The organism is Methylophilus sp. QUAN (genome assembly GCF_015354445.1).
Classification (GTDB): domain Bacteria; phylum Pseudomonadota; class Gammaproteobacteria; order Burkholderiales; family Methylophilaceae; genus Methylophilus.
Window position 1 is genome coordinate 883,858 of record NZ_JADKYT010000001.1, and the last position, 17,491, is coordinate 901,348.

The 17,491-nt window shown below is 52.6% G+C and carries 19 protein-coding genes; 3 read left to right on the top strand and 16 right to left on the bottom strand.

Features of this window, described 5'->3' with window-relative positions; all coding sequences use genetic code 11:
• Positions 1 to 213 precede the first annotated feature (213 nt).
• Positions 214 to 420: a cold-shock protein gene (locus tag INP79_RS04280; protein WP_019881669.1), complete on the top strand. Its 207-nt coding sequence runs from the start codon at positions 214 to 216 to the stop codon at positions 418 to 420.
• An 80-nt stretch (positions 421 to 500) separates the two neighbouring features.
• Entirely contained in the window at positions 501 to 737 is a 237-nt protein-coding gene (gene infA, locus INP79_RS04285) for a translation initiation factor IF-1 (protein WP_019881670.1), read from the top strand.
• Positions 738 to 745: 8 nt separating this feature from the next.
• On the opposite strand, the gene INP79_RS04290 is transcribed toward infA, so the two are convergent.
• From INP79_RS04290 to INP79_RS04300, 3 genes are read right to left on the bottom strand one after another with little or no spacing between them, the layout of a single operon-like run.
• On the bottom strand, positions 746 to 1,543 hold the full coding sequence (locus INP79_RS04290) for a ferritin-like domain-containing protein (protein ID WP_194753070.1): 798 nt from the start codon (positions 1,541 to 1,543) through the stop codon (positions 746 to 748).
• A complete protein-coding gene (locus INP79_RS04295; protein ID WP_194753071.1) occupies positions 1,497 to 2,933 on the bottom strand; it encodes a sensor histidine kinase in 1,437 nt (478 codons plus the stop codon). Before INP79_RS04295 ends, INP79_RS04290 begins: the two co-directional genes overlap by 47 nt.
• Positions 2,934 to 2,948: 15 nt before the next feature.
• Positions 2,949 to 3,626, bottom strand: coding sequence for a response regulator transcription factor (locus INP79_RS04300; RefSeq protein ID WP_194753072.1), 678 nt, complete (start codon positions 3,624 to 3,626; stop codon positions 2,949 to 2,951).
• Positions 3,627 to 3,821: 195 nt separating this feature from the next.
• Here INP79_RS04300 and INP79_RS04305 point away from each other — a divergent pair, with 195 nt between their 5' ends.
• Positions 3,822 to 4,007: a hypothetical protein gene (locus INP79_RS04305; protein WP_024929664.1), complete on the top strand. Its 186-nt coding sequence runs from the start codon at positions 3,822 to 3,824 to the stop codon at positions 4,005 to 4,007.
• Between the two features lie 166 nt (positions 4,008 to 4,173).
• Here INP79_RS04305 and INP79_RS04310 read toward each other — a convergent pair whose 3' ends face one another.
• The 13 genes from INP79_RS04310 to INP79_RS04370 form a co-directional block, all read right to left on the bottom strand.
• Complete coding sequence (locus INP79_RS04310) at positions 4,174 to 5,058, bottom strand: SMP-30/gluconolactonase/LRE family protein (RefSeq protein ID WP_194753073.1); 885 nt, start codon at positions 5,056 to 5,058, stop codon at positions 4,174 to 4,176.
• A gap of 8 nt (positions 5,059 to 5,066) precedes the next feature.
• The gene (locus INP79_RS04315) at positions 5,067 to 5,651 is read right to left on the bottom strand and encodes a hypothetical protein (protein WP_194753074.1); all 585 of its coding nucleotides are present in this window, start codon (positions 5,649 to 5,651) and stop codon (positions 5,067 to 5,069) included.
• 35 nt (positions 5,652 to 5,686) lie between these two features.
• Positions 5,687 to 6,898 carry a sorbosone dehydrogenase family protein gene (locus INP79_RS04320; protein ID WP_194753075.1) on the bottom strand — a complete coding sequence of 404 codons (1,212 nt, stop codon included), beginning with the start codon at positions 6,896 to 6,898 and terminating at the stop codon, positions 5,687 to 5,689.
• Positions 6,895 to 8,190 (bottom strand): NAD(P)/FAD-dependent oxidoreductase, encoded by a 1,296-nt coding sequence (locus tag INP79_RS04325; RefSeq protein WP_194753076.1) that lies wholly within the window; start codon positions 8,188 to 8,190, stop codon positions 6,895 to 6,897. Before INP79_RS04325 ends, INP79_RS04320 begins: the two co-directional genes overlap by 4 nt.
• Positions 8,190 to 8,540, bottom strand: coding sequence for a c-type cytochrome (locus INP79_RS04330; protein WP_194753077.1), 351 nt, complete (start codon positions 8,538 to 8,540; stop codon positions 8,190 to 8,192). Before INP79_RS04330 ends, INP79_RS04325 begins: the two co-directional genes overlap by 1 nt.
• Before the next feature lie 162 nt (positions 8,541 to 8,702).
• Positions 8,703 to 9,188: an ankyrin repeat domain-containing protein gene (locus tag INP79_RS04335; protein ID WP_194753078.1), complete on the bottom strand. Its 486-nt coding sequence runs from the start codon at positions 9,186 to 9,188 to the stop codon at positions 8,703 to 8,705.
• Positions 9,189 to 9,267: 79 nt separating this feature from the next.
• Positions 9,268 to 13,179, bottom strand: a complete 3,912-nt coding sequence (gene purL, locus INP79_RS04340) for a phosphoribosylformylglycinamidine synthase (RefSeq protein WP_194753079.1) — start codon at positions 13,177 to 13,179, stop codon at positions 9,268 to 9,270.
• 118 nt (positions 13,180 to 13,297) lie between these two features.
• On the bottom strand, positions 13,298 to 15,088 hold the full coding sequence (feoB, locus tag INP79_RS04345; protein ID WP_194753080.1) for a ferrous iron transport protein B: 1,791 nt from the start codon (positions 15,086 to 15,088) through the stop codon (positions 13,298 to 13,300).
• Positions 15,085 to 15,342: a FeoA family protein gene (locus INP79_RS04350; protein WP_194753081.1), complete on the bottom strand. Its 258-nt coding sequence runs from the start codon at positions 15,340 to 15,342 to the stop codon at positions 15,085 to 15,087. The genes feoB and INP79_RS04350 overlap by 4 nt, the downstream gene beginning before the upstream one ends.
• Before the next feature lie 151 nt (positions 15,343 to 15,493).
• Positions 15,494 to 16,303, bottom strand: coding sequence for a peptidylprolyl isomerase (locus INP79_RS04355; protein WP_194740739.1), 810 nt, complete (start codon positions 16,301 to 16,303; stop codon positions 15,494 to 15,496).
• A gap of 55 nt (positions 16,304 to 16,358) precedes the next feature.
• A complete protein-coding gene (locus INP79_RS04360; RefSeq protein WP_194753082.1) occupies positions 16,359 to 16,622 on the bottom strand; it encodes a BolA family transcriptional regulator in 264 nt (87 codons plus the stop codon).
• A gap of 1 nt (position 16,623) precedes the next feature.
• Positions 16,624 to 16,923, bottom strand: a complete 300-nt coding sequence (locus INP79_RS04365; protein WP_194753083.1) for a YciI family protein — start codon at positions 16,921 to 16,923, stop codon at positions 16,624 to 16,626.
• Between the two features lie 15 nt (positions 16,924 to 16,938).
• On the bottom strand, positions 16,939 to 17,484 hold the full coding sequence (locus INP79_RS04370; protein WP_194753084.1) for a septation protein A: 546 nt from the start codon (positions 17,482 to 17,484) through the stop codon (positions 16,939 to 16,941).
• Positions 17,485 to 17,491: the final 7 nt, after the last annotated feature.

A 17,491-nucleotide genomic window follows, 5' to 3' on the forward strand; every position in this document is an offset into this window, starting at 1 on the left:
TTCTGGATTGGTGTTTTTTAAATAAATAATTGATTTATTTATACTTTTTGTGAGATATCGTTTGCTATTGTGGCGATTAAAGTGCATAGTGTGCCCACGCGAAGTTCAAGCATTGTTGTTTTCTCTGGTGTTATCTTTCGGTTCTATCGTTAATCCCGCTACTTGACCCTCGCCTTTAATAGGGGAAACCCTTTCATTTTTTAAGGAATTATTATGGCAACAGGTATTGTGAAGTGGTTTAACGATGCAAAAGGGTTTGGTTTCATTACGCCAGATCAAGGTGGCGATGACTTATTTGCGCATTTCTCAGCGATTCAATCTGCTGGTTTTAAAAGTCTGGCAGAAAATCAGCGTGTTTCTTATGAAGAAACAACAGGCCCTAAGGGTAAGCAAGCGTCAGCCATTCAAGTGATTGCTTAAGCACGTGCGTTTGGGTGAATTTACCCCCGGATAAAGCCCGTTTGTACGGGCTTTTTTGTTTTTTATTTTAAGGATACCTCATGGCTAAAGAAGAGTTGATTGAAATGCAGGGCGCAGTGACGGAAATATTGCCAGATGCGCGTTATCGCGTGACGCTGGATAACGGCCATCAGCTGATTGCTTACACTGGCGGCAAAATGCGCAAACATAAAATACGTATTTTGGCCGGCGACAAAATCACCATTGAAATGTCACCTTATGATATGGGTAAAGGTCGCATTACTTTCCGCCATCTACCTCCACGCAAGCCTTCATAAAAAAACATTTAGTGGGTCTCTGCATTTAAGTAGGCCAGTTCAATCTCGCTAAAGCCAGCCTGTTTGCGGGCCTCCATATTGAATGGGGGCCTTAATTTTGGTGCCTGGTATTGCTGGCGTAACGCCTCAAACGTGGCGACGATGTCTAGCCCACGTTGATCGCATAAATACTGGAACCAGCGGTTGCCAATGGCCACATGGCCGATTTCGTCACGCAGGATAATGTCCAGGATGGCAGCAGCAGCATGGTCACCAGCCTGCGACAGTTTCTGTTTGAGCGGCGGCGTGGCGTCCAGGCCGCGGGCTTCCATGGTGCGCGGCACCAGCGCCATACGTGCCAACACATCAGATTGGGTTTTTTCAACCATCTCCCACAGGCTGTTATGGCCGTCAAAGTCACCATAATCAAACCCCAGCGTTTGCAAGTGTGCGCGTAGTAGTGAGAAGTGATAGGCCTCTTCTTTGGCTACTTGCAGCCAGTCACGGTAATAGTCTTGCGGCATATCGGCAAAGCGCCAGACGGCATCCAGCGCCAGGTTGATGGCATTGAACTCAATGTGCGCCAACGCATGAATGAGCGCAGCACGGCCTTCGGCCGTATTCATGGCACGGCGCTGCACTTGTTTGGGTGGCACAAGTGTAGGTTTGTGTGGACGGCCAGGAATGGATTGTGCAGGTGCGCTTAGTGTGGCCTGTATGTCAGGTTGGAGTGTTGCCTCCCACAGCAAGGCAACTTGCTGGCATTTCTCTTGCGGATCACTAAGCGTCAGTGCTTGTAGGGCGAGGGTTCTCAGGCAGGATGTCATAGCGTTGGAATTTTACCGTGAATTGGCTGCCGATGTGATGCGTGATTGGGTGAGGCAGCCCTGCTGAAACGGTGATGCTGGCATTGTGGTGTTCTGCAATTTCGGCGACGATGGCCAAGCCCAGGCCACAACCATTGCCCTGGTTGGGGTCCAGGCGGTGGAAACGCTCAAAAATCAGCGCTGTCTGGTCGTCAGGAATGCCGACGCCGCTGTCCGACACCTGTAGCATCAGGGATTGCTCACTTTGCCATAGGCGGATCACAATCAGGCCTTGTTCGGGCGTATATTGAATGGCATTTTCCAGCAGGTTATTGAGCATTTCAGAGAGCATTAAAGCGTCGCCCAATACTTTGTCCTGATGCGTTTCAATCAGCACTTCCAGTTCCAACTGCTTATCAGACGCCGGGCCTATCCAGCGCGCGCACTCCTCAGAAATAATACTGGTCAGCGAGACTGGCTGGAACACCAGTTGGCTGCTGGCGGCATCGGTTCTGGCCATGCTCAACAGGCGTTGAATCAGGTGGGATAGACGTGTTGTGCTACGCAGCATGTAATTCAATGGTTCTTGCACCGCTTCTGGTGGATGGCTTCTGAGCGCCAGTTCAGCCTGGGTTTGCAGGCCTGCAATCGGCGTGCGTAGCTGGTGTGAGGCATCGGCAATAAATTGCTGTTGTTGCTGTAAACCCGCTTTTACCCGTGACAGCAGCGCATTCATGGCGTGTAACAGCGGATGCAGTTCTAATGGTGAAGAGCTGGTGTCCAGCGGGCTGAGGTCGCGGTGCGAGCGCTGGTGCAACGACTCCCTGAGGTCTTGCAAGGGTTTAAGTGCAAAGTGTATGCCTAACTCAATCACAATGGCTGCCAAGAGCATCATCAGCACTTGTGGTAGTAACATTTCTTCCACCATTTCAGCCACCATGGCATCACGTTTGCCGGTGGTTTCTGCCATGGTGATCAGGATGTTGCGGGCGTTGATGGCTTTGCTTTCTGGCAGGCCAAACGTCACGGCGCGAATCGCTTCGCCTTTGTAGAGGCTGTTGTAATAAATCTGCTGGTTGCCCGCGGGTGGTTTGCTGGGGAGTGGCAGGTTGGCTTCGCCAAATACCAGTTTGCCTTGCGGCCCGCTGATGCGTATATAAATGTGGTCACCTTCGTTATAGCTCAGCAAGTGGCTGGCTACTTCGGGGATTTCGATTTTGACCTCGTTGTTGGCGTCGATAATCACTTCATCGGCCAGCGCGAGCACAGTACGCAACAAAGACTGGTCGTAGGCTTGCGTCGCATAATGCAAGGCGCGTGAGTAGGAGAGGGCGGCAGAGACCCCGAGCACCAGCAGCATGGGCAACAATAGCCACAAGCGCAACTGGTTTTTGAGTGAACGTGGTCCCATGTCTTCAGCGTGTCATTAAAGGCTTAAGTGTTCGGCTTCCAGCATATAGCCTAGGCCACGGACGGTGCGGATATGGGCGCCGCTGGGTTCAATTTTCTTGCGCAGGCGGTGGATATACACCTCAATGGCATTGTCACCCAGGGTTTCGTCCCAGTTACACAGCGACTCCATGATTTGCTCTTTGGCGATAATTTTCCCGGTACGCATCATCAGTGTTTCCAGCAGGTTGAGTTCGCGGGCAGACAGCGTGATGGGTTGTTCATTAATGCTGGCCAGTTTGTTGGCGACATCCAGTTTTAAATTGCCGCATTGCAACGGTAGGTTGTTGCCCAGTTTGCTGCGGCGGATTAATGCGCGCACCCTGGCTTCCAGTTCTTCCAGGTGAAACGGCTTGGTCAAAAAGTCATCCGCTCCCAGGTCCAGCGCCTGCACACGGGTGGCTACATCTTCACGGGCAGTCAGAATCAGCACCGCAATCGCGTTCGCCTGCTGGCGCAGGTGTGATAGTAACTGCATGCCGTCCATGGTGGGTAACCCGAGGTCAAGAATCACCATATCGTAGACGTCATCCTGAATGGCACGCAAGGCTTGTTTGCCATCGGTGACGTGATCAACCGCGTATTGCGACTGGCTGAGGGCGCGCACCAGTCCGTTGGCAATCACTAAATCATCTTCCACAATTAATAAACGCATCGTTGATATCCGCTGGTCTGAATATGTCCAGTGTACCTCAATGCTGGCGGGTTTTTCGTTTGTAAGTTTGCTGCAAGCCAGACGTAAGTTAGCTGTAAGGAGAGCAGCGTATTGTGCAAGGGTGGACAACGCAATGCGAGCCACGATGCCATTAACACAGAATATTAAATGAGCAGCAGCGATTAAGGAGCGATCATGATCAAGACCCTGTTAGTCATGTCGGGATTCATTCTTTCAGCCTATGCCATGGCCGGGACCAATCCCTCGCCACATGATCAGGTTGAAATGCAGAAACATTTGAAAGTAGCCAGACACGCTGTCGCGCAGCCAGCGGTCAACTCCCAAAAGGAGGTTGACAAAAAAACTGCGCAAACCAAGTAACTGTGCAGTTGCCTAAGCACGCTGAATTCCCTGCAGTGTGTTGAGGCAATCAGCAGTTTCGTGTGTATCCTCTCACTTTAACCACGCGCAAGCGTGGTTTTTTTTATCTGTGATTTAGGGCATGTGATGTGGGCTTGGCACCTCGCGCAAGCCCATCTCGTACTTTTTAGCGCAAATCTATAATATCCAGCTTGCCTGCCTTCATGTCCGGCACAAGCAGATGATGGCCATCTTGTGTCAGCGCAATATCTGCGGCAGATTGATAACCCTCTTTCACCAGAGTGACCTTATGTTGCTGGTCAATACGGAAGACTTTGCCTGATTTCCAGTCACTGACATACATCGTGCCATTTGCCTGTTTGACAATGCCATCGCCGCCACCCAAGCCACTGGCCACTTCATCCAGTTTTTTAGTCAGCAGGTTGTAGTTGTAAAGCACGCCGGAAGTGAAGTCGACCAAGAGCAGGTGCTCACCTTTGGCATCGGCCAGCAAGCCATTGGGGGCTAAGATCCGTGCATCAAGATTGCCATCCAGTAGCAGGCTCAGTGTGCGTTGCGGCGTCACTTTATAAATGGCGCCGCCTTTGCCCGTGCCTAGAATGTCACCGCTGTCACTGATGTAAAGATTGCCGTTGGCATCAGCACTTAAGTCGTTGAGGAATTGCGGCACTTTGGGAAAGTCAGTCGCTGCCAGAAATACCTCTGCACTGGCGGTGGGCTGATTCAGGGCCACACGCAACACGCGTGCCTTGTCAGCAATATATAAATCATTACCAATAATCACCAGGCCTTTGGGGTCATCCAGGCCTTGCACCAGTACCGAGGTTTTGCCGTGGTCGATGACACGAATCTGGCCGTCACCATCCTGGCCAAAGCCATTGATTTCAGACACGTAGATTTTGCCATCGGCGGCTTGTACTACAGACTCAGGTGTTAACAGGCCATTCACAGGCTCTAAACCATGAGCCTGGCTGTGGCTGCTGATGGTAAGCAATAACGCGGCCAGTACGCTGGAAATCAATGTACGGCGAACATGGTGGGCAAACAACATAAACACTCCTAGAAAAAGGCTTTGGGTTGGCTTAAGGTGTTGATGCTATTGCATAACGCCTGATAGGTTTGTACCGGGGCTTGCGACACGGATTGCTGGAATACCTGATTCTGCTGTAATTGCTGGATTACCTGGTCAAATGCACGCTGGTAGGACTGATGGGTAAAGTACTCTACGTTATAAGTCAGCCAGCCGCGTGATTGACCTTCGCCTTTAACTGTCACCAGTGGTTTGCCCAGTGCGCTGTCAGCTGCGGGCTGGTTGTATACTTTGGCGGTGATTTCGCTATAAAAAACACCGGTTTGCGGGTTGTAAAACATATTGGGCTCAATCACGACCAGTGCCTGGCCTTTGGCCTCAGCCTCGCAACTGGACGTGGTGTATTTTTGCGCCTGGAAGCTGCTCAAGCCGACCGCTTCGGCGGCTTCGGCACGGTTATGCCAATAGTTGAGGTAAGGGTTCAGCAGGCGTACCGGATGCTGGTAAAAAGACTCTGGCACCTGGATTACCAGGGCAGGGGAGGTCTCTGCCTGACTCAGGCTAATCCAGCCCAGGCAGAGAGTGCCAGTGATAGACAATAACATGCGTTTCATATATTGCTCCTGAAAAAATGCTTTGCAGCGTGCGATTACAGGCTGCGAATACGGTAAATCCAGCCGGTCAGGTCATCTGACACATAGAGCCAGCCATCGGCACCGATAATGACATCTACCGGTCGTCCCCAGGCTTGTTTGCCTTGCAGCCAGCCACTGATGAATGGGACGCTTGCCACCGGCTGTTGGTTCCTGAATTGTACACGCAGCAAGGCGTAGCCGCTGGGTTGTTTGCGGTTCCAGGAACCATGCAGAGCCACAATCGCGTCCTGTTTGAGGTCATCAGGCAATCGGCTTTGATGTAAAAAGGTCATGCCTATGGGGGTGCTGTGTGAGGGGAGTGTGAGTGCGGGCGCCTGCGCCTGTTGGCAAACGCCAGTTTCTCCTACAAAGTTTGGGTCTTGCATGAGCTGCCCCGGCTGTGCAGGATTCGCCCAGCAATAGGGCCAGCCATAATGCTGGCCTGCTTCAATCTTGTTCAGGTGTTCTGGGGGCAAGTCATCATCGACCACGCCATTTTTTTGCCCGCTGCGGTTATCGGCGCCATTGTTGGTGGCAAACATGTCGCCGCTTTGTGGGTGCCAGGCAACGCTTTGGCTGTTACGCAGGCCCCGCGCCCAAATTGCACTTTGTGCATGGCGGCCAACGGTCAGCAAGGCCCCGGCAGGGCGACCATCCAGGGTGTAGCGCAATAGCGTGGCGCGCGTAGGATTGTCTTCAACACAGACATTACAACTGGAGCCGACATTGATAAACAGATAACCATCCGGCGACAGTTTGAGTGTTTTCAGGCTATGGCCACCACTGGGCAAATTGCGGATAAAGGGCTGTGGTGCCCCCCAGCTATCGCCCTGTTTGGGTAGCTTGACCACGCCAGTTTGCTCGGCCACCAGCAAGTCTTCGCCCAGCAGTACCAGGCCGTGTGGCGCGTTGAGGCCTTGGGCAATGACTTCTGCTTCGCCTTGTGCGTTTAAACGCACGATACGGCCGGTATCAGACAAGCTGACCAATAGCCGTCCCTGTGCATCCAGCGCCAGCATGCGTGGCGCCCCCAAGGTGCTGACATCACTAAAGCGCTCGATCTTGAGCCCGGCCGGGACTTCCAATGACGATAAGGCAGCCTCCACGGCAGGGGTTTGTGCCATGGCGTAATGCAAGCCAATTGCTGTAGATAAACCCGTGAGCGCGATCAGCAGCAGGCGCGAAACTTTACCAGCCGAGGAGGTTTGGGCATGTACTGTGGTCATGTCAATGTGTCTGCCCAGATGTTTTTTGCCCAGGCCTGGGCGTATTCGCCTTCCTGCACGGTGGCTTTGGTAGATACGCCGCCGCCTTCAGCGGACACCATGGACTTCTTGGCCGGGTCATAACGATAAACATTAGCCACATGCATGGCTTGCTGGTCGTCGACAAAGCTATAGCAGGTGTTGGCAAATACGGGCAGCGGATTAGGCGCGTTGCCGGTTTGCAGGTCTATGATAGCGGCGGCACAGACTTTGGCTTGCGAGGTCGCCATATGGGCAGACTTGGGTAAGCCTGCCGAAATACTGTCGCCGATGATATGTACATCCGACTGCAAGCTCGATGCATAAGTGACAAAGTCGACTTCGCACCAGCGGCCATCGACATTATTCAAGCCTGCCACTTGCGTGACCTTGCCTGCCAATTGTGGCGGAATCACATTCAACACATCTGCTTTCACCGTTTCAAAGTCGGTTTTAATGGTTTTACTGGCGGCATCCAGTTGCAGGATTTCACTATTGTTATGGTATTCAATGATGCCCTGGTAGGCACCATTGAAGCTTTGCAAAAACAAACCTTTTTTGGAGGTGATGTCAGCATTGGCATCCAGAATCAGCACTTTGCTGCGTGGCTTGTGTTGTTTGAAATAATGCGCCACTTGGCAGGCACGTTCATAGGGGCCGGGTGGGCAGCGGTAAGCGCCCGTTGGGATCGTCATTACAAACACGCCGCCATCCGGCATGCTTTCCAGTTGCTGCCGTAGTTGCAGCGTTTGCTTGCCCGCTTTCCATGCATGCGGAATATCGGCCACCGTGGCCGGCATGCCTGGAATCTTGCTGTAATTAAAGTCCACGCCAGGCGCGAGTATCAGGCGGTCATAGCTGAGGTTGCCGCGTGTAAGTTGCACTTGCTTATTAGCGAGATCCACCGCAGTGACGCTGTCTTGTACCCAGTTTAGCCCATGCTGTTTGCGTGATAAGTCATAGCCAAAACTTAACTGATCCAGTGTCCGGCTACCACCCAGCACCAGGTTGCTCTGCGGGCAGGAGATAAATTGCGGGTTAGGCTCAATAATGGTGACTTTGAGGTTGCCCATGCTCCAGGCGCGTAAGTATTTGGCGGCGGTGAGGCCTGCAAACCCTGCGCCTACTATTACCACATGGCCTAGAGGTGGTTTGCTGGCACGGGCAAAAGCGGGCAGGCCATAAAAGGCGAGTCCGCCATAAATCACTGAGCGCACAAATTGCCTGCGTGTTGCGCTGACGGGATGGCTGGTCAAGATAGAATCCGGCTGCATTATTGTGCCCCCAGGAATGATTGATGCGGCAAGGCATGCGCTGTTTGTCTGGGCTGCTGTGCGAAATAACTTGCCAGGGCGGTGATTTCTTCCTTGGTCAAGCCTTTGGCATGATGATGCATGACTGTCGATGATACCGAGCCATCCTTAAAGCCCTGCATGCGCTGCACAAAGTAATCCTGGTTGAGGGCCGCCAGCGTAGGCGTGCCGCCCAGGCTGTTGCCGTTAGGGCCGTGGCAGGCAGCGCAAGAGGCTGCCAGGGTATGCGTCGCCGAAGAGTCTTCTGCCTGCGCCGCTAGCGACCATGCGACGACACAAGCCCATAACATACTTGCGTATACCTGCTTCATACTTTCCCCCAAGATTTTTTGTGATGACTCACATTATTCTAAATGGCAGCGCAGGCGTGCGTGACTATGGTTACACACCGCCTCAAAACGATAGTCATAAAACAAAAACGGCCATGAATATCATGACCGTTTTTGTTCAATATCGTTGCGAGTTACCAGCGATTAGAAGCATTTTTCTTCCTGACAGCCATCATTTTTGGTGCCAAGTTCAGTCAGCAGGTCGACCATTTTCTGGTCATTCTCTTCTTTGAAATAACGCACCAGGGATACATCGCCTTTAAGTTTGATGTTCACATCCGCACCCGCAGCAGCCAGGTATTTCATGGTAGCGGTATCGCCGATAAAGGCAGACATATGGAACGCCGTGTTATGGCTGGCAGGGTGCACATAGTTCAGGTCAGCGCCTTTGGACACCAGGTATTTCACTACATCCAGTTTGCCTTTTGACGCCGCCATTTGCAGTGGCTCCCAGGCAAAGAATTTTTGTTTGACCAAAGTCGGGTCCGCTTCCACAAACTTTTTGACGACTTTAATATTGCCACCTGTGAGCGCCTCGGTAAACTCCATGTACTCCTCATCTGACAGCGCAAATGCCTGCAAGGCAAATGACAGTGAGAACAAGGCCACTAAAAACTTAACTGATTTCATAATCTCTCCAAACACCTGATTTTCATTTTTAAAAATAACCACTTTATTTTAATGGCGAAACCACGTGAGCCGGTTTCGCTTAACCCACAAACTTGCGTGCATTCCTGAACATGCGCATCCACGGGCCGTCCTCTTGCCATCCGTCAGGACGCCAGGAGTGTTGTACCGCCCTGAATACACGTTCAGGATGAGGCATCATGATGCTGAAACGGCCGTCTTGCGTGGTGAATCCAGTTAACCCTTGTGGCGAACCATTCGGGTTAAACGGGTAGACCTCGGTCGCTTGTGCAGCATGGTCAACATAGCGCACAGTTGCCAGTTGCTGTTGTAGCACACTTGTGACCGCGCTGGCATCAGTAAATTCCGTAAAACCTTCACCATGTGCCACAGCGATAGGCATGCGGCTGCCTGCCATGCCATCAAAGAAGATGGAAGGTGAAGATAAAATCTCGACCAGCGCCACACGTGCTTCAAATTGTTCGGACTTGTTGCGTACGAAATGCGGCCAGTGCTCGGCACCAGGAATAATGCTGTGCAGGTTGCTCATCATCTGGCAACCGTTACACACGCCCAGAGCAAACGTATCGGCGCGGTTAAAGAAGGCGCTGAATTCGTCGCGGGCGCGGTTGTTGAACAGAATGGACTTGGCCCAGCCTTCGCCTGCACCCAGCACGTCACCGTAAGAGAAGCCACCACAAGCAACCAGGCCGGCGAAGTCTTTGAGGGAGACACGGCCACTGATGACGTCGCTCATATGGACGTCTACGCTGTTAAAGCCTGCGCGGTCAAAGGCGGCGGCCATTTCGGTCTGGCCGTTGACGCCTTGCTCACGCAAGATGGCCATATTGGGACGTTTGCCGGTATTGATATAAGGCGCAGCAATATTATCGTTGAGGTCAAACGTCAATTTTGCATGCAAACCGGCATCATCGGCGTTGAGGATGCGGTCATATTCCTGCTGCGCACAGGTAGGGTTGTCACGCAGGCTTTGCATGCGGTAAGTGGTTTCAGACCACATACGGTGCAAATCAATGCGTGAGGCTTGATATTGCGTGTTGTCTTGTTTGATCGCAATGTCATGACCAGCGTTGACCTGGCCGATGCGATGTACACAGGCGCCCAGCGCCTGTTGCAATTGCGCTGCAATCGCGGCGGCATCCGCTGCACGCACTTGCACCACGGCACCCAGTTCTTCGTTAAACAGGGTGCTGATGTGATCGTTACCCAGGCTGGACAAGTCAATATTGAGGCCGCAATGACCAGCAAACGCCATTTCTGCCAATGTGACATACAGGCCGCCGTCAGAGCGGTCATGATAAGCTAGCAGTTTGCCGTCACTGTTCAATTGCTGAATCGCAGCGAAAAACGCTTTCAATTGTGCTGGCTGGTCAACATCCGGCACGCTATTGCCCAGTTGCTTGTAGACTTGCGCCAGGGCCGAGCCGCCCATACGGTTGCGGCCATTGCCGAGGTCGATCAGGATCAGTTCGCTGTCGCCCAAATCGGTGCGCAGTTGTGGCGTCAGTGTTTTACGCACATCTGGCGTATTGGCAAACGCGGAAATCACCAGTGAGATTGGCGCAGTCACGGCTTTGTTTTCACCGTTGTCTTGCCACACGGTTTTCATGCTCATGGAGTCTTTACCTACCGGGATGCTGATACCCAGTGCCGGGCACAACTCCATGCCCACGGTTTTCACGGTGGCGTACAGCGCGGCATCTTCACCGGCGTGGCCAGCAGGCGCCATCCAGTTGGCGGACAGTTTGAGGTTGCCGATCTCACTAATGGCCGCGGCAGCAATGTTGGTGATGGCTTCACCAATCGCCATGCGGCCAGAAGCAGGCGCGTCAATGAGTGCCAGCGGGGCTTTTTCGCCGATGGCAAATGCTTCGCCAATATTGGTTTCAAACCCGGCGCAAGTCACGGCCACGTTGCTGACCGGCACTTGCCATGGGCCGACCATCTGGTCGCGTGCAATCAGGCCGGTGACGCTGCGGTCACCGATCGTGATGAGGAAGGTTTTGTCAGCCACACCTGGCAGGCGCAATACACGCGCGACGGCGTCTTTCAGGTCTACGGTGCTGGTGTCAAACGCTTGCAGGTTTTTCGGGGTGGACTTCACGTCGCGCAGCATTTTTGGTGGTTTACCCAACAACACAGACAATTCCATGTCGACTGGCTTGTTGGCAAAGTGAGTGTCTTCCACGGTTAAATGACGTTCTTCAGTCGTCACGCCGACGACCGCGAACGGGCAGCGCTCACGTGCACAGATAGCTTCGAACAGTGGCAACTGGTCTTGAGTCACGGCGAGCACATAGCGCTCTTGTGCTTCGTTACTCCACAATTCGCGGGGGCTCATGCCAGGCTCTTCGTTGTGCACATCGCGCAGTTGGAACACCGCACCTACTTTGGCATCATTGACCAGTTCAGGGAAGGCGTTGGAGATGCCACCGGCACCGACGTCGTGAATGCTCAAAATCGGGTTTTTATTGCCCATTTGCCAGCAACGGTCGATCACCTCTTGTGCACGGCGTTGCAACTCAGGGTTGCCACGTTGCACCGAGTCAAAGTCCAGGTTTTCGGTGTTGGCACCGGTATCCATACTGGAGGCTGCGCCGCCGCCCAGGCCGATCAGCATAGCCGGGCCGCCCAGTTGAATCAGGGCTGAACCAGGCGGGATGCTGTTTTTAAAACTATGGCTATCGGAAATATTACCGACACCGCCGGCCAGCATAATCGGTTTGTGGTAGCCGCGCACTTCTGCTTTGCCATCAGTGCCCGTGGTTTCCAATTCAAAGGTACGGAAGTAACCGGCAATGTTGGGGCGGCCAAATTCGTTGTTATAAGCGGCGCCACCGAGTGGGCCGTCTATCATGATTTGCAGCGGGCTGGCGATACGGCCGGGCTTGCCGTAGTTGGTTTCCCACGGCTGAGTAAAGTCTGGCAGGTTAAGGTTAGATACCGAGAAACCAGCCAGGCCTGCTTTAGGTTTCGAGCCAATACCGGTGGCGCCTTCGTCACGAATCTCGCCACCTGCACCCGTAGCCGCACCGGCAAAGGGTGAAATCGCGGTTGGGTGGTTATGCGTTTCTACCTTCATGAGGTAATGCATATTGTCTTCTACAAACTGGTAACTCTGATCGGCAGACGGGTAAAAACGCTTGGTTTTCTGGCCTTGCACGATAGACGAGTTGTCTGAGTACGCGACGACGGTATGGCCTGGATTCAGCTTGTGTGTGTTGCGAATCATATTGAACAGCGACAACTCTTGTTGCACGCCATCAATCACCCAGTCGGCATTGAAAATCTTGTGGCGGCAATGTTCTGAGTTGGCCTGGGCAAACATCATCAGCTCGACATCGGTCGGGTTGCGGCCCATTTTTGTATAATTTTCCAGCAGGTAATCGACTTCGTCAGGCGATAAGGCCAGGCCCATATCACTGTTGGCCGCTTCGAGTGCCGCTTTGCCACCCGCCAGGATGTCCACGCTGGATAACGGTTTTGGATCAGCGTGGTGATACAGTTTTTCGGCATCGGCCAAGCTGTAGATCACGGTTTCCGTCATGCGGTCCTGGATAGCTGTGCGCAACGCCTGTTTTTCGCTATCGGTCAGTGGCTGGCCGTTTTGGGTGGTCACGTAGTAAGCAATGCCGCGCTCTAGGCGCAACAGGCTGCTCAGGCCGCAGTTATGGGCAATATCAGTCGCACGTGATGCCCACGGTGAAATAGTGCCTATGCGAGGTGTGACCAACAACAGTTCGCCCGTCGGTGATTCGATATCCGTGTGCGGGCCGTAAGTCAGAATCTGGCGCAGCGTCTCTTGCTCGGCGGTGCTCAGGGTATGTGCGCTAAAGGCAAAATGCACAAATTCGGTGTAAATGTGGCCGATATTCGGTGCGCTGGCTTTGAGGGCGCTATACAGTTTATCGAGACGGAATTGCGAGAGGGCGGCGCTGCCGCGCAGGCTAAAAAAATGCGCTTGACTGGACATGTGACGGTTGGATTTTTCAATGAAAATTCAAACCGTTATTTTAACAGAAAGCGCGTCGTCTCGCAGGGCTAATCGAACGGCCAATAAAAAACGGCCACACACAGGTGGCCGTTGGCGTTTAGTAACCCAGTGCGCGGGCGCTCTGGTAAAACAGGAAGCTGATGACCCACGCCAGCCCCAGTGACCAAGCAAGCGATAGCCACATAAAGCCACTGCTCTTGCTTTCGGATTTGAGCGTGGCAATGGTAGACAGGCAAGGGGTATAAATCAGCGTGAACAGCATAAAGCTCATGCCTTGCACCCAGTCGATATTGCTGGCGATTTGATGGCTAAGCGCATCGCCCTGTAAGCCGTAAATCACTGCCAGCGAGCCAACGACGATTTCTTTGGCGACAAAACCAAAAATCAGGGCAATCGCCAATTCGGTATCGATCCCGATCGGATCCAGCACGGGCGAGAAGAAGCGGCCTATGCTACCTGCCCATGTTTCTGGGCTGGCAGGCACTGCGGTCGTCGGCAGGTGTGTGAGTAGCCAGACCATGACCACACCAATCACAATAAATTTGGTGGCACGTGCCAGGAAGTGTTTCACCTCTTGCCAGCCACGCATCCAGATTTGCTGCGGCGTCGGGAAGCGATAAGGCGGGAGTTCAAGCACAAACGGCTCGCGGCTGGCAAACTTGCCTTTGAACAGGATGGCGGTGATGAATATCGTCGCGAAGCTCACCATATAGAGCGAGAACAGCACCAGTGCGGCTTGTGAGGGCGGGAACAGGATGGCAATGATAAACAGGAATACCTGTAGCCGCGCGGAACATAGCGATAAGGGAATCGTGAGCATGGTCAGCAAGCGCATAGGGCGGCTACGCATGACGCGTGTGCCCATCAAAGCGGGCACGTTACAGCCAAAGCCCATCAGCATCATGACAAAGCCACGGCCATCCAGGCCCATTTTCGCCATCAGCGTATCCATAAGAAAAGCCGCACGTGACAAATAACCGCTATCTTCCACCATGCTCATGACCAGGAAGAACAGCACGATAATCGGTACAAAGGCAGCTACTGTGCTAAAGCCGGTATACAGGCCGTCCAGTAACAAGCCATTTAACCAAGTGGGCAAACTTGCCAGCGCTGGCTCTAGTGCCTCGCTACGCAGGCTGTCAAACAGCCAGGCCATGCCTTCTTGCAGCGGCGCACCTACGGTAAAGATAAACTGGAACAGCATGAACACTGAGAGCAGGAAAAGGGGCAATCCTAGCCATGGATGCAGCAACACCTTGTCCAGCCGGTCGGTCAGGCTGTGATTGAGCTGTAGTGGGAAATGCACGGTACGGTCAATGATCTGGTGCATTTCCTGCTCGATGGCATTGTCCATCTCCAGCTTGCCTGCGATGGTTTCCGGCGTCACCAGGTTGGGCTGCTGCAAAAGGGTTTGTGCCGCCAACTGCAGTGCTTCGGGGCAACCCTGGCCGTATTTGGCGCTGATGGTGCGCACGGGCATGCCCAGCTGTTTGCTCATGGCTTGGGCGTCAATGGTGATGCCTGCACGCTTGGCTTCATCCTCCATATTGAGCAGCAACACGGCGGGAAGTCCCAATGCGCGAATTTGCAATGCCAGCGATAATTGACGGTCAATTTGTGCGCTGTTGAGGATGATTAGCACCAAATCTATCGCATGATGGCTTAAAAAGTGCCTGACGACGTGCTCGTCATCAGAAAAGCCATGCAAGTCATACAGCCCTGGCAAGTCAACCAGTTCAGCAATATGGCCGCCCAGCAAAATCTTGGCGCTCATTAAATCTACCGTAATGCCAGGCCAGTTGCCGACACGCGCGGACGCGCCACTTAAGCGATTGAACAGGGTGGATTTGCCCGTGTTGGGCATTCCGAGCAGGGCAACACGTTTCATGCAGTGGTGGATTCTGTCTGGTTGGAGAGGGGGTGCACATGGATGGCTTTAGCATCCTGCAGGCGGATAATGACGTCCGTCGAGCCGATACGCACATGCAGTGGGCCGTTAAATGCAGCCTGTCGGATGACTTCCAGCTGTTTGCCAGACCGGAAGCCCAGGGCGCTCAGGCGTTGCGCTAAGGCTTGCTCGGCATGAATGCGGTCAATGATGGCAGACTGGCCGGGTTTGAGGGCGTCAAGATGCATGTGCATATTACAAATGAGAATAATTCTTGATTTTATCTCAGATTGTCAGGCAAAGAAAAGGTTTCTGTACACGTGAACGCCGTCACGCGAAGCGGCTGACCCAATAAAAAAGCCAGTCTAAACTGGCTTTTTTATTGGGTGGACAGATGATCCAGGCTTATTTTTTTTCAACGCCAGACACATCAATCTTCGCTTTGTCTTTCAGACCCAGCATGTATTTTTCCAGCTTGCGTTGTTGCAGTGTACGCTCAATGCCTTCTTGCACTTTTTCGTACGGTGGTGCTTGCAGTGCGCGTGTATCGACCAGTTTGATGACATGCCAGCCAAATTGTGACTGTACTGGCTCAGGTGTAGTTTCACCTTTTTTCAGGCCAACCAGCGCATCGGCAAATGGTCTTACCATGCCAGCCGGTGAGAACCAGCCCAGATCGCCACCTTTGTCTTTAGAGCCTGGATCCTGTGATTTTTCTTTAGCAATCTTGGCAAAGTCAGTGCCTTTTTTCAGGTCGGCAATAATCGCTTTGGCTTCTGCTTCAGTTTTCACCAGAATGTGGCGCGCATTATATTCTTTGTCGCCCAGTTCTTTTTTATACTGCTCGTAGCCTTCTTTTTTCTCGGCATCGGTCACTGGGTTTTTCTTGATAAAGTCAGCCAGGAAAGCATTGACCAGCAATTTACGGCGCGCCAACTCTTCGCTCGCGATGAAGTCAGGCAATTTGTCGATGCCCGCTTTTTGTGCTTCCTGGTAAGCCAGTTCGGAACCAACCAATTCGTTCACAACCGCTGCTTTCATGCCGTCATTGGCTTTCTGGCCAGTGCGTGCTTCGGCATCGCGCAAAATAAAGTCTACCCAGGTCTTTTTAATCGGTTTGCCGTTGACTGTAGCAACTGCATCGGCATCCGCCGCGTATACATGTGGCAGTGCGCTTAAGCAAGCAATCGCCAACATTACTTTCAAAAATTTCATGCAATATCCTTATATAACGATTTGAATTGGTGCGATATTAAAAAACAGAAATGTTTCAAACAAATGACTCATCAGTCGATAAGGCTTGAATACTGAGCGCGTGTATGCGATGAGGCATTAAATCTTGCAAGCATTGATAGACCATGCGATGGCGCATTATCTGTGATTTTCCTGAAAATAGCGAGCTTTTTACCTTGAGCGTAAAATGCCCGCCGCCGGTATTGCCTGCATGTCCGCGATGCAAATCACTGTCATCCTGTATCTCAAGCAGCGTCGGCGCCAGCGACTGCAAACGGTGCTCAATTTCTGCTTTTAACATGTTATGGCAATGTCTTTCTAAAGGGTTTGACTTCTACTTTGCCATAGACGCCGGCATGCACAAATGGGTCATCATTGGCCCAATCGGTGGCGGCCTGCAGAGAGTCGAATTCTGCCACAATCAGGCTACCGCTAAACCCGGCTGCACCAGGGTCTATGCTATCAATGGCGGGTAATGGCCCGGCGAGCAGCAAGCGCCCTTCATTTTGCAGCTGTTGCAAACGTGCCAGATGCGGCGGGCGATGTTCCAGCCGCAGTGGCAGACTGTTGGCGGTATCCTGGGCGTAAATCATGTAAAGCATGGTCGTGTCTCTTAGTCAGGCAGAAGGTGTGTTTTGTTCAATCCAGTGCGCTTTTAGCGCAAACACTTGCGCAATAATAAAGATAAACATCAGGCTGGTGGCACCAAACAGTTTGAAGTTGACCCAATCGTCTTCACTGAAGTGAAAGGCCACATACAGATTGAGGATGCCCATGCCGACTAAAAACGCAATCCAGCACAGGTTGAGTCGGTCCCAGATTGCGAGCGGCGGTGCCATCATTTTGCCCAGCATGTTTTCGATCAGGTTGCGCTTGAGGGCGTAGCGGCTGAATAGTAATACCAGTGCCCCTATCCAGTAAATGGCGGTTGGCTTCCACATAATGTAGGTTTTATCATGCAGCAATAAGGTGATGCCACCGAGCACAGTAATTACCGCACCGTTAATCACCAGCATTTTGTCTATCTTGCCACGTTTGATCCATAGTATCAGCATCAGTACCAAGGTGCTGATCATGGCGACGGCGGTGGCGGTAAAGATGCCCGCCTTTTTATAGGCAATAAAAAAGAGAATGACGGGGAGTAAATCGGTAATGACTTGCATGACTGGC